This is a genomic window from Rhodococcus sp. 05-2256-B1 (assembly GCF_002258465.1).
GTDB classification, from domain to species: Bacteria; Actinomycetota; Actinomycetes; order Mycobacteriales; family Mycobacteriaceae; genus Rhodococcoides; species Rhodococcoides fascians.
This window is the reverse complement of record NZ_NOZA01000030.1, coordinates 139,623-161,580: the sequence shown is the minus strand read 5'-3', so window position 1 is coordinate 161,580 and position 21,958 is coordinate 139,623. Positions and strand designations below refer to the sequence as shown.

General features: G+C 64.8%; 22 protein-coding genes. 10 read left to right on the top strand and 12 right to left on the bottom strand.

The window, feature by feature from the left end; genetic code table 11:
• Positions 1-73 precede the first annotated feature (73 nt).
• Both CH285_RS27995 and CH285_RS17875 read right to left on the bottom strand, forming a co-directional pair.
• Positions 74-229, bottom strand: coding sequence for a hypothetical protein (locus CH285_RS27995; RefSeq protein WP_155288427.1), 156 nt, complete (start codon positions 227-229; stop codon positions 74-76).
• A gap of 162 nt (positions 230-391) precedes the next feature.
• Positions 392-1,804 carry a glucose-6-phosphate dehydrogenase gene (locus tag CH285_RS17875; RefSeq protein WP_027498429.1) on the bottom strand — a complete coding sequence of 471 codons (1,413 nt, stop codon included), beginning with the start codon at positions 1,802-1,804 and terminating at the stop codon, positions 392-394.
• A gap of 49 nt (positions 1,805-1,853) precedes the next feature.
• Between CH285_RS17875 and CH285_RS17870 the strand changes: the two genes are divergently transcribed.
• Positions 1,854-2,456, top strand: a complete 603-nt coding sequence (locus CH285_RS17870; RefSeq protein ID WP_094643899.1) for a hypothetical protein — start codon at positions 1,854-1,856, stop codon at positions 2,454-2,456.
• 12 nt (positions 2,457-2,468) lie between these two features.
• Here CH285_RS17870 and CH285_RS17865 read toward each other — a convergent pair whose 3' ends face one another.
• Positions 2,469-3,041: an isochorismatase family protein gene (locus CH285_RS17865; RefSeq protein ID WP_027498431.1), complete on the bottom strand. Its 573-nt coding sequence runs from the start codon at positions 3,039-3,041 to the stop codon at positions 2,469-2,471.
• Between the two features lie 21 nt (positions 3,042-3,062).
• Between CH285_RS17865 and CH285_RS17860 the strand changes: the two genes are divergently transcribed.
• Complete coding sequence (locus tag CH285_RS17860) at positions 3,063-3,869, top strand: MOSC domain-containing protein (protein WP_255032287.1); 807 nt, start codon at positions 3,063-3,065, stop codon at positions 3,867-3,869.
• On the opposite strand, the gene CH285_RS17855 is transcribed toward CH285_RS17860, so the two are convergent.
• The 4 genes from CH285_RS17855 to aspA are packed head-to-tail and all read right to left on the bottom strand — an operon-like array spanning position 3,834 to position 8,003.
• Positions 3,834-4,154: a hypothetical protein gene (locus CH285_RS17855; RefSeq protein WP_094643897.1), complete on the bottom strand. Its 321-nt coding sequence runs from the start codon at positions 4,152-4,154 to the stop codon at positions 3,834-3,836. The two genes, CH285_RS17860 and CH285_RS17855, sit on opposite strands and share 36 nt — an antisense overlap.
• Positions 4,155-4,212: 58 nt before the next feature.
• Positions 4,213-5,133: an asparaginase gene (locus tag CH285_RS17850; RefSeq protein WP_094643896.1), complete on the bottom strand. Its 921-nt coding sequence runs from the start codon at positions 5,131-5,133 to the stop codon at positions 4,213-4,215.
• A complete protein-coding gene (locus tag CH285_RS17845) occupies positions 5,126-6,559 on the bottom strand; it encodes an amino acid permease (protein WP_032399574.1) in 1,434 nt (477 codons plus the stop codon). Before CH285_RS17845 ends, CH285_RS17850 begins: the two co-directional genes overlap by 8 nt.
• A gap of 4 nt (positions 6,560-6,563) precedes the next feature.
• Positions 6,564-8,003: an aspartate ammonia-lyase gene (aspA, locus tag CH285_RS17840; protein ID WP_027498436.1), complete on the bottom strand. Its 1,440-nt coding sequence runs from the start codon at positions 8,001-8,003 to the stop codon at positions 6,564-6,566.
• Between the two features lie 102 nt (positions 8,004-8,105).
• Here aspA and CH285_RS17835 point away from each other — a divergent pair, with 102 nt between their 5' ends.
• Together CH285_RS17835 and argG are read left to right on the top strand one after the other, a co-directional pair.
• On the top strand, positions 8,106-8,810 hold the full coding sequence (locus tag CH285_RS17835) for a FadR/GntR family transcriptional regulator (RefSeq protein WP_094643895.1): 705 nt from the start codon (positions 8,106-8,108) through the stop codon (positions 8,808-8,810).
• Positions 8,811-8,832: 22 nt separating this feature from the next.
• The gene (gene argG, locus CH285_RS17830; RefSeq protein WP_032373710.1) at positions 8,833-10,248 is read left to right on the top strand and encodes an argininosuccinate synthase; all 1,416 of its coding nucleotides are present in this window, start codon (positions 8,833-8,835) and stop codon (positions 10,246-10,248) included.
• 68 nt (positions 10,249-10,316) lie between these two features.
• Here the strand turns inward: argG and ligD are convergent, their stop codons facing one another.
• A complete protein-coding gene (ligD, locus tag CH285_RS17825; protein ID WP_032406506.1) occupies positions 10,317-11,264 on the bottom strand; it encodes a non-homologous end-joining DNA ligase in 948 nt (315 codons plus the stop codon).
• 72 nt (positions 11,265-11,336) lie between these two features.
• The gene (locus tag CH285_RS17820) at positions 11,337-12,803 is read right to left on the bottom strand and encodes a helix-turn-helix domain-containing protein (protein WP_052060538.1); all 1,467 of its coding nucleotides are present in this window, start codon (positions 12,801-12,803) and stop codon (positions 11,337-11,339) included.
• Between the two features lie 150 nt (positions 12,804-12,953).
• On the opposite strand from CH285_RS17820, the gene CH285_RS17815 reads away from it, so the two are divergent.
• Genes CH285_RS17815 through CH285_RS17800 form a run of 4 tightly spaced genes read left to right on the top strand, consistent with a single transcriptional unit; the run spans position 12,954 to position 16,179 of the window.
• Positions 12,954-13,997: an amidohydrolase family protein gene (locus CH285_RS17815; RefSeq protein WP_027498441.1), complete on the top strand. Its 1,044-nt coding sequence runs from the start codon at positions 12,954-12,956 to the stop codon at positions 13,995-13,997.
• Position 13,998: 1 nt separating this feature from the next.
• Positions 13,999-14,778: an iron-sulfur cluster assembly protein gene (locus CH285_RS17810; RefSeq protein WP_255032286.1), complete on the top strand. Its 780-nt coding sequence runs from the start codon at positions 13,999-14,001 to the stop codon at positions 14,776-14,778.
• Between the two features lie 5 nt (positions 14,779-14,783).
• Positions 14,784-15,809 (top strand): NAD(P)-dependent alcohol dehydrogenase, encoded by a 1,026-nt coding sequence (locus CH285_RS17805; RefSeq protein ID WP_027498442.1) that lies wholly within the window; start codon positions 14,784-14,786, stop codon positions 15,807-15,809.
• Positions 15,810-15,855: 46 nt separating this feature from the next.
• Entirely contained in the window at positions 15,856-16,179 is a 324-nt protein-coding gene (locus CH285_RS17800; protein ID WP_094643894.1) for a putative quinol monooxygenase, read from the top strand.
• A gap of 9 nt (positions 16,180-16,188) precedes the next feature.
• Here the strand turns inward: CH285_RS17800 and CH285_RS17795 are convergent, their stop codons facing one another.
• A complete protein-coding gene (locus CH285_RS17795) occupies positions 16,189-17,091 on the bottom strand; it encodes an alpha/beta fold hydrolase (protein ID WP_094643893.1) in 903 nt (300 codons plus the stop codon).
• A 30-nt stretch (positions 17,092-17,121) separates the two neighbouring features.
• Positions 17,122-17,910 (bottom strand): RsiV family protein, encoded by a 789-nt coding sequence (locus CH285_RS17790; RefSeq protein ID WP_094643892.1) that lies wholly within the window; start codon positions 17,908-17,910, stop codon positions 17,122-17,124.
• A gap of 92 nt (positions 17,911-18,002) precedes the next feature.
• Here CH285_RS17790 and CH285_RS17785 point away from each other — a divergent pair, with 92 nt between their 5' ends.
• Complete coding sequence (locus CH285_RS17785; RefSeq protein ID WP_032369819.1) at positions 18,003-18,356, top strand: VOC family protein; 354 nt, start codon at positions 18,003-18,005, stop codon at positions 18,354-18,356.
• Between the two features lie 66 nt (positions 18,357-18,422).
• On the opposite strand, the gene groL is transcribed toward CH285_RS17785, so the two are convergent.
• Positions 18,423-20,048, bottom strand: a complete 1,626-nt coding sequence (gene groL, locus CH285_RS17780) for a chaperonin GroEL (RefSeq protein WP_008713461.1) — start codon at positions 20,046-20,048, stop codon at positions 18,423-18,425.
• A 406-nt stretch (positions 20,049-20,454) separates the two neighbouring features.
• On the opposite strand from groL, the gene CH285_RS17775 reads away from it, so the two are divergent.
• Positions 20,455-21,936, top strand: a complete 1,482-nt coding sequence (locus tag CH285_RS17775) for an amino acid permease (RefSeq protein WP_027498447.1) — start codon at positions 20,455-20,457, stop codon at positions 21,934-21,936.
• Positions 21,937-21,958: the final 22 nt, after the last annotated feature.

The following is a 21,958-nucleotide window of genomic DNA, read 5'->3' as shown; positions in this document are numbered from 1 at the left end:
CGACCGCGGAAAGGCCCCGCATCCTCGCCGGTGGAGGAACGGGGCCTTGCCGTCGGACTTCCCGGAATGGGGCCTAGCTGGAGCCGAAGCTACCGGTGCTTCCGCCGAGCAGTCCGTCGAGAAGTTCACCGAGACCATCGGTGAGGCCACCGGTGATGGGTCCGGTGATGCCACCGTCTTCGCCGCCGCCGAGGATGGGCAGGAGGCCGGTGAGGAGATCGAGGAGCATGGGTAAGCCTTTCGAAAGACACGTCGTGGCCCGAGTCGGATTGTGACCAGGCCACAGGAACATAACGTTCCAGACGCGATTCATTCCATCGTTTCGGACAAAAAGGACCCGCCGGCTGTTTCGGGGCTCGAAAGCCGACCCGGTTCTTCACCGTTCCGCTGATCAGTCCTCGGTTTTCCCGGTGATCAACCAACCGCAGGGCGCAGCCAGATCGTCGGCTTCCGTCGGTCCCATCGAGCCCGGCGCATAGTTCTTCACCGCGGGCGGATCGTTCAACAGCGGCGCCGCCACCTCCCACACGTGGGCCAGGCCGTCGGGTCTGGTGAACAGCGATCGGTCCCCGTTCAGTACATCGAGGATCAGACGGGAGTACGGGCTCAACGGCTCCGCGTCGGGCACCGATTTCAGCGGCAACGACAGATGCCCGACGGACAGGTCGAAATCCGGTCCGGGTTCCTTGACCGTCATGGCGATATCGATGCTGCCGTCACCGGACAGGTCGAACGAGAGCACCGCGCCGTCTTCGGGCAGCGTCGACAGTGGACTGTCGGCGGGCTTGCGGAACACCAGCGATACCCGCTGCGCTCCGGCACCGAGCATCTTGCCGGTACGAAGCAGGAACGGCACCCCACGCCAGCGATCGGTATCCACCCACAGCTTCGCGGCCACGAACGTGTCGACCGTCGAATCCTCGGCAACGCCGTCGACGTCGCGGTAGCCGTCGTACTGCCCCAGAACCACCTCGTCGGTGTCGAGTGGACGGAACTGCCCGATCACCGTTTCGCGAGCCGACTGCAGATCCTCGGCCTTCAACGACGCAGGGGGTTCCATGGCCACCTCGGCGGCCACCTGGAACAGATGGGTCACCAGCATGTCCAGAACGGCACCGGTCTCGTCGTAGAACTCGGCGCGGTCGTCGATGTCGAGTGTCTCGGGCACGTCGATCTGCACATGCTCCACGTGCTCGGAGTTCCAGATGCCGCTGATCATGCCGTTGGCGAACCGCAGCACGTGCAGGTTCTGCGTTGCTTCCTTACCGAGGAAATGGTCGATGCGATAGACCTGTTCCTCCTTCACGACCTCGTGCACGGCCTTGTCGAGTTCCTCGAAGTTGTGCTGCGAGGTGCCGAAGGGCTTCTCGTACACCACTCGGGAACCCTCGGCGAGATCGTGTGCACCGAGGGCCTTCGTGTAGTCGACGAACGTGCTCGGCGGCAGCGCGATGTAGTGCACCAGCTGCGCGTCGTCACCGATCTCTTTCCTGGCGTCGGCGACGACGTCGGGGAGCTTGCCGGGATCGTCGACGGTGAAGCCGTTGCCCGCGAAACGGATTCGCTTCGAGAACGCCGACCAATCGTCGTCGGCCACGTTCTCGGCGAACTCGTCGAGCACATCTTTCACGTGGTCGCGGAACTCGTCGTCGGACGAGTCCTTGCGACCGTTGCCGATCAGGATCCATTTCTCCGGCAGCAGGCCTTCGACGTGGAGTTGGTAGAACGACGGCAGAACCATTCGCTTCGCGAGGTCTCCGGTCGCGCCGAACAGGACGAATACAGTGGGTTGCGAGGACGCCATGACCTCCACTATGCACCGCATAGTGCTACCTAGGTGAGAGTGCACGAAGATGACCAGATCACGGTTTCACGGAGAGATCTACGGGGTAGGTACGACGTCGGGAGTGCGCATCGTCGTCGGACACTGGACGCGCTCGCCCCTCGGCGAATTCACCGATGTGATGGTCCAATTCGCGGACGGTCGACGCCTACTCGTGGCCCCGAACGAGGCGGTACGTGAATTCGTCACGGCGACATACTCGTTCGATTCCACCGAGCTGGTACCGGTCACCTTCTCCGACCAGCCCGACGGCTGGCGGTCCGTCGTCGCCGGGGATCTGTCGGTACGCATCCGAGTGGCCGGAACGACGGTTCTCGGCCGCGCCCTGAGCCTCGTCCCCGACGCCGTGTCCACCGCACCGTGGTTCTGCACGATCAGCGACCCCATCGCCCGAGTGATACTGCGCGGAGTGCGAACTCGCGGCAGCGCCGGCGGAGGCCGGCGCGAATACTACGGAGCCAGGCACCAGCACCGCGTCGTCGACGTCGTCGCATCCTGGCAAGGAGACGACCTGGGCTCGCTGACGCCCGTCACTCCCCCGGTGACGTTCGGTTTCGGCAGCACCCCCGCGGCACCGTCGGTCACGTCCATCACCACCACGATCGACTCGTAGACCACTTCTGTTTCACACCACTGCTGCTCCGACTTCGCGGAGTTCGTCGAGAGCCGCTGCGGAGGTCTCGGGAGCGACCCCGGCCACCAGATCGGTGAGAACCCGAACGTCCAGGTGCTGTGCCACTGCATCTTTCGCCGACGCCAGCACGCAGTAATCGGTGGCGAGACCGACGATGTCGACGGCCGTCACCTCGTTGGAATTCAGGATCTCGGACAGGGATGTTCCGTCCTCGGTGACGCCTTCGAACGCCGAGTACGACGGTCTGCCCTGCCCCTTGTAGACATGCACGTCGACGCTGCCGGTTCGGTAATCCGGGTGATATTCCGCGCCGACCGTTCCCGCGACGCAGTGCACCGGCCACGTGGTGACGAAGTCCGGGGCAGCGTCGGTGGCGAAATGTCCACCGTTGTCGCTGTCGCCGTCGTGCCAGTCGCGTGAGGACACCACGAGGTCGTAGTCGTCGCCGCTCCGGGCGAGGTACGCGCTGATCCTGCGCGCCACCTCCCCACCGCCGACCACGGCCAGAGCACCACCCTCGGTGAAATCGTTCTGAACATCGACTACCAACAGAGCACGAGTCATATGTCCCAGTATCCTCGACGGGTGCGCGTGTCGTCTCTGGTGACCTATCCCGTCAAAGGATGTGCCGGTACGGCACTGGACTCGGCCCGGGTGAGCGCAGCCGGTCTCGAACACGACCGAGCGTTCATGATCGTCGACGCGGACGGCTCGTTCCGCAGCCAACGCACCGATCCCGTGCTGGCCGTCGTTCGATGCTCGGTGGAAAACGGCTCACTGACACTGCGACACGAAAGCGCAGGAAGCGTCACCGCCGTCGTCGATCGTGATTCCGCGGACCGCGGGGTCACGATGTTCGGCACGCCGCTGCGGGGCATCGACCAGGGCGACGACATCGCCGCCTGGCTCACCGACGTCATCGGCGAGCCCTCCCGCCTCGTCGCCGCGCCCCACGATCACGGCCGCGTCACCGACGGAATCCGCCCCGGCTCGGCCCACTTCGCCGACAGCGCCGCCGTCCACATCCTCTCGACCGCCACACTGGCCGGTCTGAACTCCCGCCTCGACGCCCCGCTGCCGATCGACCGATTTCGGCCCAACATCGTCGTCGACGGCTCGCAGGACGCTCATGTCGAGGACGAAGTGCGCAACATCTCGATCGGCGACGCACGATTGACGTACACGAAGCTGGCGATCCGCTGCGCCGTCACCACGGTGGAGCAGAGCACCGGTGTTCGCACCGGACCCGAACCTCTGCGCACTCTCGGCACCTACCGCCGGGCCCGGCAGAAGGGCGTCGCCTTCGGTTCGAAATTCTCGGTGATCGAGGAAGGAACCATCTCGGTCGGGGACGAACTACGCGTCGAGACCTGGGGCGAGTCGGAGCTGTAACTCGAACGGCATGTGGTTCGCCCACCCGTTTCGAGCTCGCAGCCGAAGGTGCTGTTCTGCACCGAGTTCGACGCGTCGCCGTCCGATGCCGAGTGCGGACGTCGTGCCGCGGTAGCGGATGAATGCGGTGAGCTCGTGGCCACCCGGTGCCAGCTCGTAGGTCGACGGTTCCGACCACGACTCGCGATGCTCCACGCCGTCGATCGTCACGAACGGCCGCGCCAGCGTGCGCACCAATGACGCGTTCACCCAATGCGGAGCGAACTCGATCTCGATCGTGCTCACGTCACGCCTCCTTGGTGCGCTGAGTGTCCACTATTCGGCTCCGTGGGCGGGATCCCGCCTAGGCGAACGAATTGTGGACGACCACGTCAGTAGCTCCAGTGGCGACCAGCGCCGCCAACTGGATGCGCGCCTGTCCGGCCCGGAGTTCGCGGGAGAAGACCGCACCGGCGTCGAGCAGATCGTGGCCGCCGCCTCCGCCGCCGTACGTCGGCGAGGTCTCACCGAACGGCACCCGCGTCGTGACGACCACGTGCAGCCCAGCAGCAACGGCCTCTTTCACCGCGTGCACCACCAGAGCGTTGGTGTTACCCGAGCCCAACGCCTCGAGCACTATGCCCGACGCCCCGGCTTCGCGACAGGCATCGATCTGCACCCCGTCCGCGCCCGGGTACAGGGCCACGACGTCCACGCGCACTCCCGCGACGGGCTGCCACCGCAGCGGGTCCGGCCTCGGCACTGCTGCCGACCGAAAGGCGTCGAGTTCGGAAGTGTGCTTCTTGATCGCCCCGCGGGCCGGCAGTACTCGTCCGCCGAACGCGATCAGCACCCCCTGCTCGGACCGCGCCGCCGTCACCGCGGCGGCGATGTTGCCGGGGCCGTCCGGGTCCGGATGATCGGCGGTGCGTTGGGCCCCGGTGAACACCACCGCACGCGCGTCGTCGTGGAACAGGTCGACGTACAACGCCGACTCCTCCATGGTGTCGGTGCCGTGCAACACCACCACTCCGGCGCAGCCGTCCTCGGCCAACGCGTCGACCACGGCAGTGCGAATGGCGTCGAGATCGGCGAGGTCCAGGGCGGAGCTGTCCTTCGACATCACCTCGCGCACCACCACGCCGTCCATGTCGACGCCCACGCCTGCGACCGGCCGAGAAACCCCGTGCTCGTCGCGACTACTGGCGATCGTCCCACCGGTGGTCAACAACGCGACGAACTCAGCACTGTCGGGTCGTTCCGGCAGGCTCCACTCCTCAGTCATTACGGGCGGCTACCTCTCGAATTCTGTTGCGGCACATGTACCATCCGGCGATCAGCATCGGCGCGATGAGCAGGATGGACGCGACGGTCCACGTACCGACGGGTTTGTCGAAGGCCATCAGCACCAGTACACACGCCAGAAAGCCTAGCGTTGCGTAGCCGGTGTACGGGGCACCGAACAACCGGAACGCAGGCCGGGTGACCGCGCCGGTCTTGGACAGAGACCAGAACTTGAGCTGGCACGCCACGATGACGGCCCACGCGCTGATGATGCCGAGCGCAGCGAGGTTCAGCACGATCTCGAACGCCTGCGCCGGGACGACTGCGTTGAGGACGACCCCGAGCAGCGTCACCACCGACGTCAGTGCGATGCCGCCGTACGGAACTCCCTGCTTGTTCATGCGGGCCGCGAATTTAGGTGCCGAACCGGCGACCGCCATCGAATGCAGGATGCGACCGGTGGAGTAGAGCCCGGCGTTGAGAGACGACAGCGCTGCGGTGAGCACGACGAGGTTCATGATCGCGTCGGCACCCTCGACGTCGATCGCTCCGAAGAATGTGACGAACGGGCTCTCCCCGGCCTGATACGCGGTGTACGGCAGCAACAGCGAGAGCAGCAGCACCGAGCCGACGTAGAAGACGACAATGCGGACGATAACGGTGTTGATCGCCTTGGGGATGACCTTCTCGGGGTTCTGCGTTTCTCCGGCGGCGGTACCGACCAATTCGATGGAGGCATAGGCGAATACGACGCCCTGGATCACGACGATCGCCGGAAGCAGTCCGTTGGGGATGAGACCGCCGTTGTCGGTGAGGACGCTCAGACCCGGAGCCTGCCCGTCGATGGGGGTACCGAAGATGACGTAGTAGGTGCCGATCGCGAGGAACGTCACCAGGGCCACGACCTTGATGAGCGCGAACCAGAATTCGAGCTCACCGAACACCTTGACCGACACCAGGTTCAGACCGAGAACCAACACCAGGCCGGCCAGCGCGAACACCCACTGATCGACGTTGCCCAGTGGTGCCCAGTACTTCTTGAAGAAGTTCATGTACAGCGCCACTGCCGTCACGTCCACGACGGCCGTCATCGCCCAGTTCATCCAGTACAACCACCCGGCCGCGAACGCGACCTTCTCACCGAAGAACTCGCGGGAGTACGAGACGAACGATCCGGACGACGGGCGGTGCATCACCAACTCACCCAGCGCGCGCAGGATCAGGAATGCGAAGAAGCCGCACAGTGCGTAGACCAGAACCAACGCGGGCCCGGCGTCACGCAATCTTCCGCCGGCACCCATGAACAGGCCGGTGCCGATCGCGCCGCCGATGGCGATCATCTGAATCTGGCGCGGAGCCAGTTCTTTTCGATACCCCAGCTCCTCTTCGCTGAAGGCCTGCTTCTGGGTCGGGTTCTCGGTGCTCATCGCATTACCTCGTCGACGTCTCGGGAGCAACGGAATGCTCGGTGGGAGCCACCCGCAGGTTCGCGAGATGCTCGGGGCTCAGCAATCGATCCAGCTCTTCTCGCGCCAGCAGGCCCTTCTCGAGCACCAGGTCGACGACATTGCGACCGGTGACCAGCGCTTCCTGCGCAATGGCCGTCGACTCCACGTACCCGAGGTACGGGCTGAGCGCGGTGACCAGACCGATCGAGTTCTCCACCCGCTCACGCAGCAGATCGACGTTCGCGGTGATGCCGTCGACGCACCGATGCGCGACGGTCCGGCAGGCCGCACTCAGATGCGCCATACCGTCGGACAGGGATTTGACGATGATCGGCTCGAAAGCGTTGAGCTGCAACTGCCCTGCCTCGGCGGCCATCGTGATGGTGACGTCGTGACCGATCACCTCGTAGGCAACCTGATTGAGAACCTCGGGAATGACGGGGTTGACCTTGCCGGGCATGATCGACGAACCCGCCTGCATCGGAGGCAGATTGATCTCGTTGAAGCCCGCGCGCGGCCCGGAGGACAGCAGCCGGAGATCGTTGCAGATCTTCGACAGTTTCACTGCGACGCGCTTGAGCACACCCGACAGGTGCACGAACTGCCCGACGTCCTGCGTTGCCTCGATGAGGTCCGTTGCGGTGACCAACGGCAGGCCGGTGATGGTGCGCAGGTGCGCGACGGCCGACTCGGTGTATCCGGCAGGAGCATTGAGCCCGGTGCCGATGGCCGTGGCCCCGAGGTTGATCTCGTGCACCAGCAACGCGGCTTCCTCGAGCCGTGAGCAGTCCTCGTCGATCATGATCGCGTAGGTGCCGAACTCCTGACCGAGTGTCATCGGCACCGCGTCCTGCAGCTGGGTGCGGCCCATCTTGACGACGGTGGCGAACTCGCTTGCTTTGCGGGAGAACGAATCTCGCAGGACCTTCATCGATGCGATCAGCTCGTGCACCGCGAAGATGGTCGCGATGTTCACCGACGTCGGATACACGTCGTTGGTGGACTGCGAGGCGTTCACATGCTCGTTGGGGTGCAGCATCGAGTAGTCACCGTGCGCGTGGCCGAGGATTTCCAGGGCACGATTGGCGATGACCTCGTTGGCGTTCATGTTGGTCGACGTCCCCGCGCCACCCTGAATGACGTCGACGACGAACTGTTCGTGCCACTGGCCGTCGAGAATTTCCTGGCACGCGGCCCGGATCGCTTCCCCGCGGGTGGCGTCGAGGATTCCGAGGTCCTGATTGGCCGCCGCGGCCGCCCACTTCACGGCTGCGAGCCCGCGGACGAGGTGGGCGTTGGTGGAGATCGGCCGCCCCGTGATGGGAAAGTTCTCCAGCGCGCGCAGGGTATGGATTCCCCAGTAGACGGTCATCGGAATCTCGCGTTCGCCGAGAAGGTCTTTCTCGATGCGGGTATCGGCCACGGTGGGTGCGCTCCTTCAGGGGTGTCCAGCTGTCCGGCTGTCTGACAGGTAGAGTGTGGCGTAGAACACCTCGTCGGTCAACCCCGGGATAGGATCACTCGCATGAACCTGTCGGACAGCTGGGCAGTCAGTGCGCCCACCAATGCCCGCATGAGCGCCGCCGAAGCAGTCTTCGCCGACCTGCGTGCCGCGATCTCATCGGGAAAGCTCCCCGTCGGGCAGAAGCTCCCGTCCGAGGCGGCGCTGGCCGCGAGACACAGCGTCAGTCGTTCCGTCATCCGCGAGGCGCTGCGCTCGTGCCACGCGCTCGGTCTGACCGAAACCAAGACGGGCCTCGGCACCTTCGTCGTCCGTGATCGAGTGGGTGGCGACCTCGACATCGGCAATTACGAGGCCCGCGAACTCATGGAGGCCCGCCCCCACGTCGAGGTACCCGCAGCCGGGTGGGCGGCCGAACGACGCACCGGCGACGAGTTGGCGATTCTCTCCAGCTTGGCCGACGAGATGCGTTCCGAGGACGACCACGAGGCCTGGGTCCTGTTGGACGCGCAGTTCCACACCGCCATCGCGCGGGCCAGCAGAAACCGCGTGTTCGAGTCGATCGTCGTCGACATCCGGGACGCGTTGACGCGGCAGTCCGAAACGTTGAACCTCGTCGCCCACCGGCAGCAGCAGTCCAACGTCGAGCACGACGCCATCGTCGCCGGTATCCGATCCGGCGATTACGACGCAGCAGCCCGCGCCATGACCGCCCACCTCGATGCCGTCCGTGGTGCAGTGGAGTCGCTCGCCGATCGGCCCAGCTGACCGTACGACTAAGCTGCGGGCCGTGACGAAGGTATTGAACTCTCTCCCGGTCGGTGAACGAATCGGCATTGCATTCTCCGGTGGTCTCGACACCTCGGTGGCCGTGGCGTGGATGCGCGAGCACGGCGCGATCCCGTTTGCCTACACCGCCGACATCGGCCAGTACGACGAGCCGGATCTGTCCGACGTACCCGCCCGCGGCCTTGCGTACGGCGCCGAGCAGGCCCGGCTGATCGACTGCCGCGAACCGCTGGTCGAGGAAGGCCTCGCGGCACTGACCTGCGGCGCATTCCACATCCGATCGTCGCTGCAGACGTACTTCAACACCACTCCCCTCGGCCGCGCGGTGACCGGCACGCTGCTGGTGCGCGCGATGCAGGAGGACGGCGTCTCGATCTGGGGCGACGGCTCGACGTACAAGGGCAACGACATCGAGCGGTTCTACCGCTACGGCCTGCTCGCCAACCCCGAGTTGCGCATCTACAAGCCGTGGCTCGACGAGGCATTCGTCGCCGAGCTCGGCGGCAGGCACGAGATGTCGCAGTGGCTCACCCAGCGCACCCTCCCCTACCGTGACTCGGCCGAGAAGGCGTACTCCACCGACGCCAACATCTGGGGTGCCACCCATGAGGCGAAGCGTCTCGAATACCTCGACACATCCCTCGAGATCGTCTCGCCCATCATGGGTGTCCGCTTCTGGGACCCCGAGGTCGAGATCGCAGCCGAGGACGTCACCGTCGACTTCGAGCGTGGCCGTCCCGTTCGGATCAACGGCAAGTCCTTCGACAGTGCCGTCGACCTGGTGATGGAAGCCAACGCCATCGGCGGCCGCCACGGACTCGGCATGTCCGACCAGATCGAGAACCGGATCATCGAGGCCAAGAGTCGCGGCATCTACGAGGCCCCGGGCATGGCACTGCTGCACATCACCTACGAGCGGCTCGTCAACGCCGTCCACAACGAGGACACCATCGCCTCGTACCACAACGAGGGCCGCCGACTCGGACGCCTGCTCTACGAGGGCCGCTGGTTCGATCCGCAGGCACTCATGCTGCGCGAGGGCCTGCAGCGCTGGGTCGGCAACGTCGTCACCGGCAGCGTGACGGTTCGCCTGCGCCGCGGTCAGGACTTCACCATCGTCGACACCCAGGGCAGCAACTTCAGCTACCACCCCGAGAAACTGTCGATGGAACGCAGCCAGGGCCAGGCCTTCTTCCCCGGCGACCGCATCGGCCAGTTGACGATGCGCAACCTCGACATCGCGGATTCGCGCAGCAAACTCGAGCAGTACGCCGCCCAGGATCAGCTGACCGCCTGGGGCGACCTGATCGGCGAACTCGCCCCCGGTGGAGCCGACGCCATCGCCGCCAGCAGCGCCGAGAACTCCGTGGACTCCGCAGCCCTCGACCACGCCGCAATCGAGTCCGGTACCGACTGACTTCTGGCTGCCGAACTCGAAGTTATGGACGGATTTCTGCCGATTTCCGTCCATAACTTCGAGTTCGGCTACTCCTCGGGCTCCGTCAGGCCCTGATGCTCGTCGCGCTCCGCCCACTCGAGTAGCTCGTCGATGGCGAACACCGCGTCGTCGATACCCGCATGTAGGTCGCCCAGTTCGGCGAATCTGGCCGGCACCGTGAAGATCGTGAACTCGCGTGGATCGACGTCGGGTACCTCGGCCCACGAAATGGGCGTCGACACAGTCGCTTCCGGGTTTCCCCGCACCGAATAGGCGCTGGCGATCGTGTGGTCGCGCGCATTCTGGTTGTAATCGACGAACAACTTCGACGGGTCGCGATCCTTGCGCCACCACGTCGTCGTCACGTCCTCGGGTGCGCGGCGCTCCACCTCCCGCGCGAATGCCAGTGCGGCCCTTCGTAAGTCCTTGAAGCCGTAGGCCGGGTCGATCCGAACGTAGATGTGCAGACCATGGCCGCCGGAGGTTTTGGGCCAGCCGACGGCCCCGAGATCACTCAGCACCTCCTGCACGACACCGGCGACGCGTTGCACCCGATCGAAGGGGCAGTCGGGCATCGGATCGAGGTCGATGCGCCATTCGTCGGGCATCTCGACGTCGGCGCGGCGCGAGTTCCACGGATGGAACTCCACCGTCGACATCTGCACCGCCCACGCCACGTGCGCCAATTCGGTCACGCACAGCTCGTCCGCGGTGCGGTTGTAGCGGGGGAACGTCACCTCGACGGTCTCCAGCCACGGCGGGGCTCCGTGCGGCACGCGCTTCTGGTGCACTTTCTCACCGGCGAGGCCCTTGGGGAAGCGATGCATCATGCACGGCCGCTCCCGCAACGCGCGGACGATGCCGTCGCCGACGCTCAGGTAGTAGTTCACCAGGTCCAGCTTCGTGGCACCGCTCTCGGGGAAATACACCCGATCGGGGTTGGAAATGCGCACCGTGCGCGTGCCCACCTCGAGTTCTATTGCCGGAGATGCCATACCAGCGACACTAGATGTACCCGCGGCCGCGCGCGCTCGGAAGTCGGAGATTTTCTCGCAGGTCCACCGGAGCTACGTGTGGGAACGCAGCGTGATGCCGTAGCGGTCTCGCTTGCGGTAGATCGTGGCCCGACTCATTCCCAGTTCCTCGCCCGCCTGGTTCATCGTGATGCCGGGCCGGCTGAGTACTCGAATCATCTCGTCGCGCTCGAACGTCTCGATTCGTGTCAGACGTTGGGTGGTCCGCGAAAGCAGCTCGGGCGGCAGGTGATTGACGCCGACGACGTCGGCGCGGACCGCCGCCTCGTGCATCACCGTCGCCAGCTCGGTGACGTTTCCCGGCCACGAATATCCGACGAGGGCTCGTTCGGCGTCCCCGGTCAGGCTGACCTCGCGTCCACGTGCCCGCAATGCCAGATGCCGAGCGAGCGGAGCGATGTCCTCGGGCCGATCGCGCAGCGGCGGGACCTCGACGACCGAACGCACCAGCTGCGCCAGGGCAGCGGGAACAGCGTCGTAATCGGAGGCCGTCAGGGTGACGGGCACGCCGTCACCGACACGAGAGATCAGTTCCGCCAACGCGTCTGCCCCTCGCGCCGGAAGACGGTCCACGTCGCGGACGATGACTGCGGTGTCCGGCTTGGGCAGCTCGGGAGTCCACAAGTCCAGCCAGGCGTCGACGTCGCGCGCCGCCGGAACACCGGCACTCAGAATTCGACCCCGTGGGCGGATGGTACGCAGCGCTCGGGCCAGAATCGTGGCACGTCCGGTTCCCGGTTCTCCTACCAACAGGACCGAATCATGTTGACTCAGAGCTGTTTCGGAGGACGCGAGAGCCTGATTCCACCGCGTCGACAGCGTCGGGACGCTGCCCGCACCCGGCCGACCCGATGACGCCTCGACGCGAAAGACCGTCCCACGTGGAGCCGGACGCGCGTGCTGTCCCTGCGCTCGCGCGAGCATCATCGCCGCAGTGTTCCCTGCCGCCGACTGAGCAAGGGCCAGCAGCAGATCCGTCGACGACTCCGACCACGTGGTGAGGTTGACGCAGCCCTCCACGGTGCCCGTCATCGGGTTCAGCACCGGTGCCGCGGCGCAGGTGTATCCGGTGAGCGAGAGCGAGTAGTGCTCCGAGGCGCGCACCACTGCCGGAATTCGATCGGCGAGCGCGAGGGCGAGGCCGTTGGTGCCCGCCTGGTTCTCGCCGTACGAGAAGCCGGGGGCCAGATGCACACGGTCGAGCGCGGCCAACAGCTCGCGGTCCGCGCTCACTCGATCGAGCACCAGACCGTCGGCGTCGGTCAGCATCATCGACACCGGCTCGTTCGCCAACGTGTCGCGCAGTCCGTCGAGCACTTCGCGTCCACATCGGTAAAACAGCGATTCGCCGTCGTAGGTGCCCGAAAATGCGGGTACGACGTCTTCGAGTGGCACTCCGAATTCCTGGCTTCGGTGCCACGATGCGAGCAACCGATGCGACACGGCAGCAAGGGGCTCCGAGTGCAAGCGGGCCCGTACGAGACCCTCGGGATCTGCCATGTGATTCAGGTTACATTCGCTGGTCGCCATGGATCCGAAACCAGCGTCTCGAATTGAGACATCGCGCTACTTCGTCGAGCCTTCGCCGCGCCTACCGTCATCCACAGATCGCTTGTGACAGACGTCACGCACAGTCTCTGGAGGTCAGCCATGTACAGCAAGAACGGCGAGAACTACTTCATCGTGGACGCCCACGTCGCGCTCTGGGATGCGCGGCAGGAGAACCAACGCAACATCCACGGCAAACAGTTCATCGACTGCTTCTACGACTACCACCGCAATCTCTCCCCCGAGAGCGAGCTGTGGAGTTACGAGGAGTACCTCTACCAGGGCGGCGATCGGTTGATGCGCGACCTGTTCGAGATCGGATACGTCGACCACGCCATCTTCCAGCCCGCTCACCTGGGCGAGTTCTACCACCGCGGGTTCGGCCAGACCGACGAGGCATCGGCGCTCGCTGCAGCTCATCCGGACAAGCTCACCTACAACCACCACTTCGACCCACGCAACGGCGAACGTGGCCTCGACCAGCTGCGGGCAGACGCAGAACGCTTCGGGCTCAAGGGCGTCAAGCTCTACACCGCCGACTGGCACGGCGATTCTCGCGGCTACAAGCTCGACGACGACTGGACTCGGCGTTACCTCGACGTGTGCCGCGAGGTCGGCATCAAGAACATCCACGTGCACAAGGGACCCACCATCCGTCCGCTCGATCGCGATGCGTTCGACGTCGCGGACGTCGACCACGTGGCCACCGACTTCACCGATCTGAACTTCGTCGTCGAGCATTGCGGCCTTCCGCGACTCGAGGACTTCTGCTGGATCGCCACCCAGGAACCCAACGTGTACGCCGGCCTCGCGGTGGCCATCCCGTTCATGCACACGCGGCCGAAGTACTTCGGTCAGATCATGGGCGAGCTGCTGTACTGGCTGGGCGAGGACCGCATCTTCTTCTCCTCCGATTACGCATTGTGGACGCCCAAGTGGTTGGTCGAAGGGTTCGTCGACTTCCAGATCCACGAGTCCCTCGACGAATACGCACCGATCACACTCGAGCAGAAGAAGAAGGTGCTCGGATTGAACGCCGCCAAGCTGTACGACATCCCGGTGCCCGCCGAGCTGCAGCTGCCCGACGCGAACGAAACCGAGACCGGACCGCGTCAGCCCGAACGCGCCGACCTTGCGGCGGTGTGACGTGACGACTGCTGTGACCACCAGGAAGGACGAGGCGTACACCGCCCTCGGAGTCGTCCTGGATCCCGAATTGGACGAGCCCATCACCGATCTCGGCTTCGTCCGGTCGCTCGACGTCGACGAGGGCACCGTCCACGTTCATCTGCGGTTGCCCACCTCGTTCTGCTCACCGAATTTCGCGTATCTGATGGCGGGAGACTCCAAGGACGTGCTGACGGCGCTGCCGTGGACCGAACACGTTCTCGTCGAACTGGACGATCACCACGACTCGGACAAGATCAACGCCGGGCTCGCCGCCGACGCGGGATATCGCGGCACCTTCGGACACGAGGCCGAGGAGGATCTCGACGAACTACGAGCGACGTTCCGCCGCAAGGCGTACGTGGCGGCGATGGAACGGTCGCTCATGGCGTGGTTGCGCGCCAATCCCGACTCGACCGAGAACGACCTGGCCGCAGTGGTTCTCGGAGACCTACCGGATGATCGCACCTCGACCGCGCTGCTTCGCCGACGCGAGGCTCTCGGCCTGCGGACCGATCCGGCGGCACCGGCACTGGTCGATCATGCGGGTCGTCCACACACCGGCGACCTGACGATGGTGATGCGACGCGCCCGCGCCACCCGCGTTTCGATCGACGGTAATGCGCACTTCTGCCGCGGATTGCTGCAGACCCGCTACCCCGGCGCAGAGGAACAGCAAGTCCCTCGCGAAGAGGGCGCGTTCGTTCCTCTCACCACTCTCAGTGTCCCCCTCCGCACTACACAGGAGCATGTTTCATGAGTTCGATGCGCGCCGTCCAGGTCGTCGGATATCACAAGAATCTGGAGATGACCGAGGTTCCGATTCCGGAAGTACAGGGTCCACTCGACGTCATCGTCAGGATCGGCGGCGCAGGCGTGTGCCGTACCGATCTGCACATCCTCGAGGGCCAGTGGGCCGAGAAGTCCGGCGTCACACTGCCTTACACGATCGGCCACGAGAACGCCGGGTGGGTCCATGCCGTCGGATCGGCCGTCACCAACGTCCGCGAGGGCGACAAGGTGATTCTGCATCCACTCGTCACGTGCGGGTTGTGCCGAGCGTGCCGCTCGGGCGACGACGTCCACTGCGAGACGAGCGATTTCCCGGGTATCGACACCAACGGTGGATACGCCGACTATCTGCGGACCAATGCGCGAACCGTCGTCAAGATCGATGATTCACTCGAACCGTCCGCAGTCGCTGCACTTGCCGATGCCGGCCTGACGGCATATCACGCGGCCGCGAAGGCGGCCCGGCGTCTGACTCCCCGCGACAAGTGCGTCGTCATCGGAGCAGGCGGCCTCGGCCACATCGGCATTCAGGTACTCGAAGCACTGTCGCCCGCCGAGCTGATCGTCATCGACCGCAATGCCGACGCCGTGAAACTCGCGCTCACCTTGGGGGCCGATCACGCGGTGGTCGCCGACGGCAGTCAGGTCGATCAGGTCATGGAACTCACCGGCGGCTTCGGAGCCGAGGTGGTACTCGACTTCGTCGGCGAGAACGGTTCAACCGCAGAGGGATTGGCCATGACCCGACGTGCGGGCGACTACCACGTCATCGGGTACGGCGAGAACGTCGACGTCCCGACCATCGACCTGGTGTCGGCGGAGAAGAACATCGTCGGCAATCTCGTCGGGTCCTACAACGACCTGTGCGACTTGATGTCACTCGCCGCCCGTGGTGCCGTCAACCTGCACACGCAGACGTACGCACTGGACGATTTCCAGAGCGCCATCGACGACCTCGACAACGGTCGGGTTCGCGGCCGCGCGATTCTCGTACCGTGAAATCGGGTACAACCCAGATTCGTCACTACAACCACAGGGAGCAACGTTGATCTTCATCACCGCCAAGTTCAAGGTGAAGCCCGAGCACGCCGACAACTGGCCCGAGATCTCGCGCGATTTCACCGAAGCCTGCCAGGCCGAGGAAGGATGCCTCTGGTACTTCTGGTCGCGCACCCTCGACGACCCCACCGAGTACGTCCTCGTGGAGGCGTTCAAGGATCCGGATGCCGGTGCCGCCCATGTGAATTCGGATCACTTCAAGCAGGCCCAGAAGGATCTTCCGCCGTACCTCATGGAGACGCCGAAGATCATCAGCCAGGAAGTAGACGGCACCGACTGGAACGAACTGGGCGAACTCGCGGTCGACTAGTTCGTTCGTCTAATCCCTTTCGCGATCCCGGATCACCTGGCCGAGTGTCATGATGGCGTCGGCGAACTGCCCCGGCAACTCCTGGGGCGGGTTGTGGCCGCACTCGACCTGACGAACATCGATCAGATCGGTGAAGTGCGCCGTGTGGTCTGTGCGGCCGTACAACGAGGCGACGGTGTCCTCGGTCGGATCGATCACGACCGTGGGCACCGTGATCGCCGGTTGCCGTGTCAGCAACTCCTGCGTCGCGGCGTAAGCGGCGTCGCCCGCCTCGATGCCGTATCGGTGCCGATAGGAATGCACGGACACGTCCACGAAGTCGGGGTTGTCGAACGAGGGCGCGGTGGCCGCGAATTCGGAGTCCCCGAACCGCCATGTCGGCGACCAATCCGTCCACAGTGTCTGCGCGATCTCGGCGCGGTAGGCCGCGAGCCCGGCCCGGCCGCGCTCGGAGTGCAGGTAGTACTGATACCAGTACCGCTTCTCGAGGTGCGGCAGCACGGGCGTGGTCACCGCCGCCTCGATGTCCTGCACGAGGTACCCGGACACGCTCACCAGACCGGACACCAATTCCGGCCACAGCGCGGCGACGACGCACGCCGCTCGGCCACCCCAGTCGTAGCCGGCGACGATGGGGTCGTTCAGCTCCAGGGCGAGGATCAGCTCGCGAAGATCGTGGCCGATCGCAGCCTGCTCACCGGAGCGCATCGTATCGGCGTCGACGAAGCGAGTCGGTCCGAAACCGCGCAGGTACGGCACCACCACGTCGTAACCGGACTGGGCGAGCAGCCGGGCGACATCGTCGTACCCGCGCGGGTCGTAGGGAAACCCGTGTATCAGCACCACCGAGCGGCCCGACGGATCACCGCCGCGGTCGTACGCAACCTCCAGCACCCCTGCGCGAATCATCATGGGTCCATGCTCGCATTGCCGGGCTGAGGGTCAGCTGCTCAGCACGTCCTCCATGCCGGGAGCGAGGACATCCGACAGGTCGGTCCAGGGGATCGTGATCGTGACGAGGCCGATGCCATAGGCCCCCACCTGGTAGTCACCGAAGTGAATGTTCATACCTTCCGGCGATGCCGTCCAGTTCCCGAAGTTGGCAACCGTCGGTTCGATGCCCGAGCGCTCGAAGCTGCCGCCCGCGCGGGTGGACGGGAGAATTGCCGCTGCTCGATCGGACAGTCGAGACAGGCCGGCATCGAGGTCGGTGAAGGCATCACCGAGGGTGATCGGCTGTGCGGTATCGGCGTCAATGGTCACGGTTGCAAGCAGTGAATTACCGTGCGCTCCGGGCGGTACGGCGATCCAACTCGTGATCTGTTCCGCACTGATCACGAGTCGACCGACGTGGGTCGTACCCGTCGAGTAGCCGTCGCTGAGAGCGAAGTCGTTCCCGTACTCGCGGTCGATCTGATCCTGGAGCGCGGCGCGCATCGACTCGTTGAACTCCGCCGTCACGGCAGCGTTTCCACCACTGAGCTGTGGAATTGCGACGTCGTAGGTCGCACGCTCCGTAGATCCGGTGACTCGGGTGCTGCCGACAACGTACGGCTCGGCGGCACTCGAGGTAGTGGTTGGCGTTGTAGACGTCGGCTCGGCGCGCTCGGTGGTGGCGGTGACATCGGTGATCGTCGGTGCCGACGCCGGCGTGGCAGTTCCCGAGGTGGAGCAGCCTGCGAGGGCCGCTGCCAGAGCGAGTGCGACCGTCATCGAGCGGATTCGCGTCATGCCCCACACTAACCACCGAACAGCCGACAACTCCGCTGCTAGCGTCGAACCTCCCGGGTCTCCGACCGGCCCACGTTCGGAAAGGGAGTTCGATGAATACGACGAGCATCATCACCAACCTGCGGGTTCCGAACGTCGACGAGGCCAAATCGTTCTACACCGAGTTCCTCGGTCTGAAATCCGAGGAGTTCGATATGGGGTGGGTCGCGCGGCTGTCGTCACCCGATCGCCCGGTGAGCGTTCAGCTGGTGACGAGCGATCGGAGCGCACCCGAGGATTCGGTGATGTCGGTGCACACCGACGATGTCGATGGCGCGTACGCCGAAGCGCAGAAACTGGGCTACGAGATCGTGCACCCATTGACGACCGAGCCGTGGGGTGTGCGCCGCTTCTTCGTTCGCGCTCCCGACGGCAACGTCGTCAACATCGCGTATCACCGGGACTGACTACAGCACACGAAAAAGCCCGACCCCCTCGAAAGGGAGTCGGGCTTTTTCAGCGAGGGGCTGGACTCAGAAGTCCATGCCGCCCATGCCACCGGTCGGATCGCCAGCGGGCGCTCCGGCCTTCTCGGGCTTGTCGGCGACGACGGCCTCGGTGGTGAGGAACAGAGCCGCGATGGACGCTGCGTTCTGCAGTGCCGAGCGGGTGACCTTGACCGGGTCGTTGATGCCTGCAGCGAGCAGGTCCTCGTACTCGTTGGTCGCGGCGTTGAGGCCGTGACCTGCTGGCAGGTTGGAGACCTTGTCCGCAACAACGCCGGGCTCGAGGCCTGCGTTGAATGCGATCTGCTTGAGCGGGGCGGACAGTGCGACGCGAACGATGTTCACGCCGGTTGCCTCGTCACCGTCGAGCTTGAGGTTGTCGAGTGCGGGCGCTGCCTGGAGCAGTGCCACGCCGCCACCGGCGACGATGCCTTCTTCGACGGCTGCCTTGGCGTTACGCACGGCATCTTCGATGCGGTGCTTGCGCTCCTTGAGCTCGACCTCGGTTGCCGCTCCGGCCTTGATGACTGCAACGCCACCGGCCAGCTTGGCCAGGCGCTCCTGCAGCTTCTCGCGGTCGTAGTCGGAATCGGAGTTCTCGATCTCGGCGCGGATCTGGTTGACGCGACCGGCGATGGCGTCGGAATCTCCCGAGCCCTCGACGATGGTGGTCTCGTCCTTGGTGATGACGACCTTGCGTGCCTGACCGAGCAGCTCGAGTCCGGCGGTCTCCAGGGAGAGGCCGACCTCTTCGCTGATGACCTCGCCACCGGTGAGGATGGCGATGTCGGCGAGCTGCGCCTTGCGACGGTCACCGAATCCGGGAGCCTTGACGGCGACGGACTTGAAGGTGCCACGGATCTTGTTCACCACGAGGGTGGAGAGAGCTTCGCCCTCGACGTCCTCGGCGATGATGACGAGCGGCTTGCCGGACTGGATGACCTTCTCCAGCAGCGGCAGCAGGTCCTTGACGGTGCTGATCTTGGAGCTGACGAGCAGGATGTACGCGTCTTCGAGGACGGCTTCCTGACGCTCTGCATCGGTGGCGAAGTACGCCGAGATGTAGCCCTTGTCGAAGCGCATGCCCTCGGTGAGCTCGAGCTGCAGGCCGAAGGTGTTGGACTCCTCGACCGTGATGACGCCTTCCTTGCCGACCTTGTCCATTGCCTCAGCGATGAGCTCGCCGATGGACGGGTCGCCTGCGGAGATGCCAGCGGTAGCAGCGATCTGCTCCTTGGTGTCGATCTCCTTGGCGGACGCGAGCAGCGACTCGGTGACGGCTGCAACAGCCTTCTCGATGCCGCGCTTGAGGCCGAGCGGGTTCGCGCCGGCTGCGACGTTGCGCAGGCCTTCACGGACGAGTGCCTGAGCGAGAACGGTAGCGGTGGTGGTGCCGTCGCCTGCGACGTCGTCGGTCTTCTTGGCGACCTCCTTGACGAGCTCGGCACCGATCTTCTCGTAGGGATCTTCGAGCTCGATCTCCTTGGCGATGGAAACACCATCGTTGGTGATCGTGGGAGCTCCCCACTTCTTCTCGAGTACGACGTTGCGACCCTTGGGGCCCAACGTCACCTTTACTGCGTCGGCGAGGGCATTGAGGCCTCGCTCGAGGCCACGGCGTGCCTCTTCGTCGAACGCGATGATCTTGGCCATTGCGAAGTGATCCTCCGGATTGGGGGTGACACATTGCTGGCCGAGCTCGGTGCCCGCGACGGACGACCAGGGGTGTCGTTGATTCCCCGGCCTCACCGTGTCCCGACCTGGCACTCACGTGTCGAGAGTGCCAACTGCATTTCTAGCACTCGCCCATGGTGAGTGCAAGGTCGTCCGCCGCCGGCGAACCGCCGCACCCCCCATGCTCGACGCCACCGCGGGACGCAGGTGCCGAGCAGATGCTCGGCCGAGCCGGTATCCGTCACACACTGTTCACACCTGTACGCATTGTTAACATCCGAATACGGTGCATCGGACCCGTGACGCTAATACCGTTGAGCGACAACGGTTTCGACACCCGAAAAATTCGGACAAACCCCCGCAAAAGCGACAGTGAGGATCGAATATGTCCGATACGGTCGACACGTCGTACGACAACTCGGCGATGGACCACGAGGAAGAGGGCTACCACAAGGGCCTCAAACCTCGACAGTTGCAGATGATCGCGATCGGTGGCGCAATCGGCACCGGCCTTTTCCTCGGCGCAGGCGGACGCCTCGCCAGTGCCGGGCCTGGCCTGTTCCTCGCCTACGCCCTCTGTGGAATTTTCGTCTTCTTCATTCTCCGCGCCCTCGGCGAATTGGTGTTGCACCGCCCGTCGTCGGGCAGCTTCGTCTCGTACGCTCGCGAGTTCTTCGGCGAGAAGGCCGCATTCGTCGCCGGGTGGATGTACTTCCTCAACTGGGCGATGACGGCCATCGTCGACGTCACGGCCATCGCGACCTACATGCATTACTGGGGAAGTTTCGAGGTGATTCCGCAGTGGGCCATCGCGCTGGTCGCACTGGTTCTGGTGATGAGCCTGAACCTGGTGTCGGTCAAGTGGTTCGGTGAAATGGAGTTCTGGGCGGCCATGATCAAGGTCATCGCGCTGGTGACCTTCTTGATCGTCGGCATCGTCTTCTTGGCCGGCCGCATCCCCGTCGGTTCCGAGATGCCCGGAATCAGCTTGATCACCGACAACGGCGGCCTGTTCCCGTCCGGCGCGTGGCCCCTGGTCATCGTCATCTCGGGTGTCGTGTTCGCTTATGCCGCAGTGGAACTGGTGGGGACCGCGGCCGGCGAGACCGAGAACCCGGAGAAGATCATGCCGCGGGCGATCAACTCGGTCATCGCCCGTATCGCACTGTTCTACGTCGGCTCGCTGGTACTGCTCGCACTACTGTTGCCGTACACCGCATATCAGGCCGGTACCTCGCCGTTCGTGACGTTCTTCTCGAGCATCGGCCTCGGCGGCGCGGGCACCATCATGAACATCGTGGTGCTCACCGCGGCGCTGTCCAGCCTCAACGCCGGTCTCTACTCGACCGGCCGAATTCTGCGGTCGATGGCGATGAACGGCAGCGCACCGGAATTCACCAAGAAGATGACCAAGGGCGGAGTACCGTTCGGCGGCATTCTGCTGACCTGCTTCATCACACTGTTCGGTGTCGCCCTCAACGCCATCGCCCCGGGCGAAGCGTTCGAGATCGTGCTGAACATGTCCGCACTGGGCATCATCGCCAGCTGGGCAACCATCGTGCTGTGCCAGATCCAGCTGTACCGCTGGTCCAAGAAGGGCATCCTGAAGCGGCCCAAGTTCCGTCTGTTCGGTGCGCCGTACACGAGCTACGCGACGCTGGTCTTCCTGTTCGGCGTGCTGGTCCTGATGGCCTTCGATGCCCCGATCGGCTCGTGGACCATCGCGACCCTCGTCGTCATCATCCCCGCACTGATCGGCGGCTGGTTCCTGGTGCGCACCAAGGTGCTCTCGGTGGCCGAAGAACGAATGGGCTACACCGGCCAGTACCCGGTGGTGGCCAACCGTCCGACCGAACCGGAGGAGTGACCCTTCCCAACCCCCTCTCGAG

Excerpts from the sequence above, each read along its gene's own strand:
- CH285_RS17790 (WP_094643892.1), bottom strand. The coding sequence starts at position 17,910 with ATGACGCGAATCCGCTCGATGACGGTCGCACTCGCTCTGGCAGCGGCC.
- CH285_RS17850 (WP_094643896.1), bottom strand. The coding sequence starts at position 5,133 with ATGACTGAGGAGTGGAGCCTGCCGGAACGACCCGACAGTGCTGAGTTC.
- CH285_RS17835 (WP_094643895.1), top strand. The coding sequence starts at position 8,106 with ATGAACCTGTCGGACAGCTGGGCAGTCAGTGCGCCCACCAATGCCCGC.
- CH285_RS17805 (WP_027498442.1), top strand. The coding sequence starts at position 14,784 with ATGCGCGCCGTCCAGGTCGTCGGATATCACAAGAATCTGGAGATGACC.
- groL (WP_008713461.1), bottom strand. The coding sequence starts at position 20,048 with ATGGCCAAGATCATCGCGTTCGACGAAGAGGCACGCCGTGGCCTCGAG.
- CH285_RS17775 (WP_027498447.1), top strand. The coding sequence starts at position 20,455 with ATGTCCGATACGGTCGACACGTCGTACGACAACTCGGCGATGGACCAC.
- CH285_RS17865 (WP_027498431.1), bottom strand. The coding sequence starts at position 3,041 with ATGACTCGTGCTCTGTTGGTAGTCGATGTTCAGAACGATTTCACCGAG.
- CH285_RS17785 (WP_032369819.1), top strand. The coding sequence starts at position 18,003 with ATGAATACGACGAGCATCATCACCAACCTGCGGGTTCCGAACGTCGAC.
- CH285_RS17820 (WP_052060538.1), bottom strand. The coding sequence starts at position 12,803 with ATGGCAGATCCCGAGGGTCTCGTACGGGCCCGCTTGCACTCGGAGCCC.
- CH285_RS17815 (WP_027498441.1), top strand. The coding sequence starts at position 12,954 with ATGTACAGCAAGAACGGCGAGAACTACTTCATCGTGGACGCCCACGTC.
- ligD (WP_032406506.1), bottom strand. The coding sequence starts at position 11,264 with ATGGCATCTCCGGCAATAGAACTCGAGGTGGGCACGCGCACGGTGCGC.
- CH285_RS17875 (WP_027498429.1), bottom strand. The coding sequence starts at position 1,804 with ATGGCGTCCTCGCAACCCACTGTATTCGTCCTGTTCGGCGCGACCGGA.
- CH285_RS27995 (WP_155288427.1), bottom strand. The coding sequence starts at position 229 with ATGCTCCTCGATCTCCTCACCGGCCTCCTGCCCATCCTCGGCGGCGGC.
- CH285_RS17795 (WP_094643893.1), bottom strand. The coding sequence starts at position 17,091 with ATGATGATTCGCGCAGGGGTGCTGGAGGTTGCGTACGACCGCGGCGGT.
- CH285_RS17845 (WP_032399574.1), bottom strand. The coding sequence starts at position 6,559 with ATGAGCACCGAGAACCCGACCCAGAAGCAGGCCTTCAGCGAAGAGGAG.
- CH285_RS17870 (WP_094643899.1), top strand. The coding sequence starts at position 1,854 with ATGACCAGATCACGGTTTCACGGAGAGATCTACGGGGTAGGTACGACG.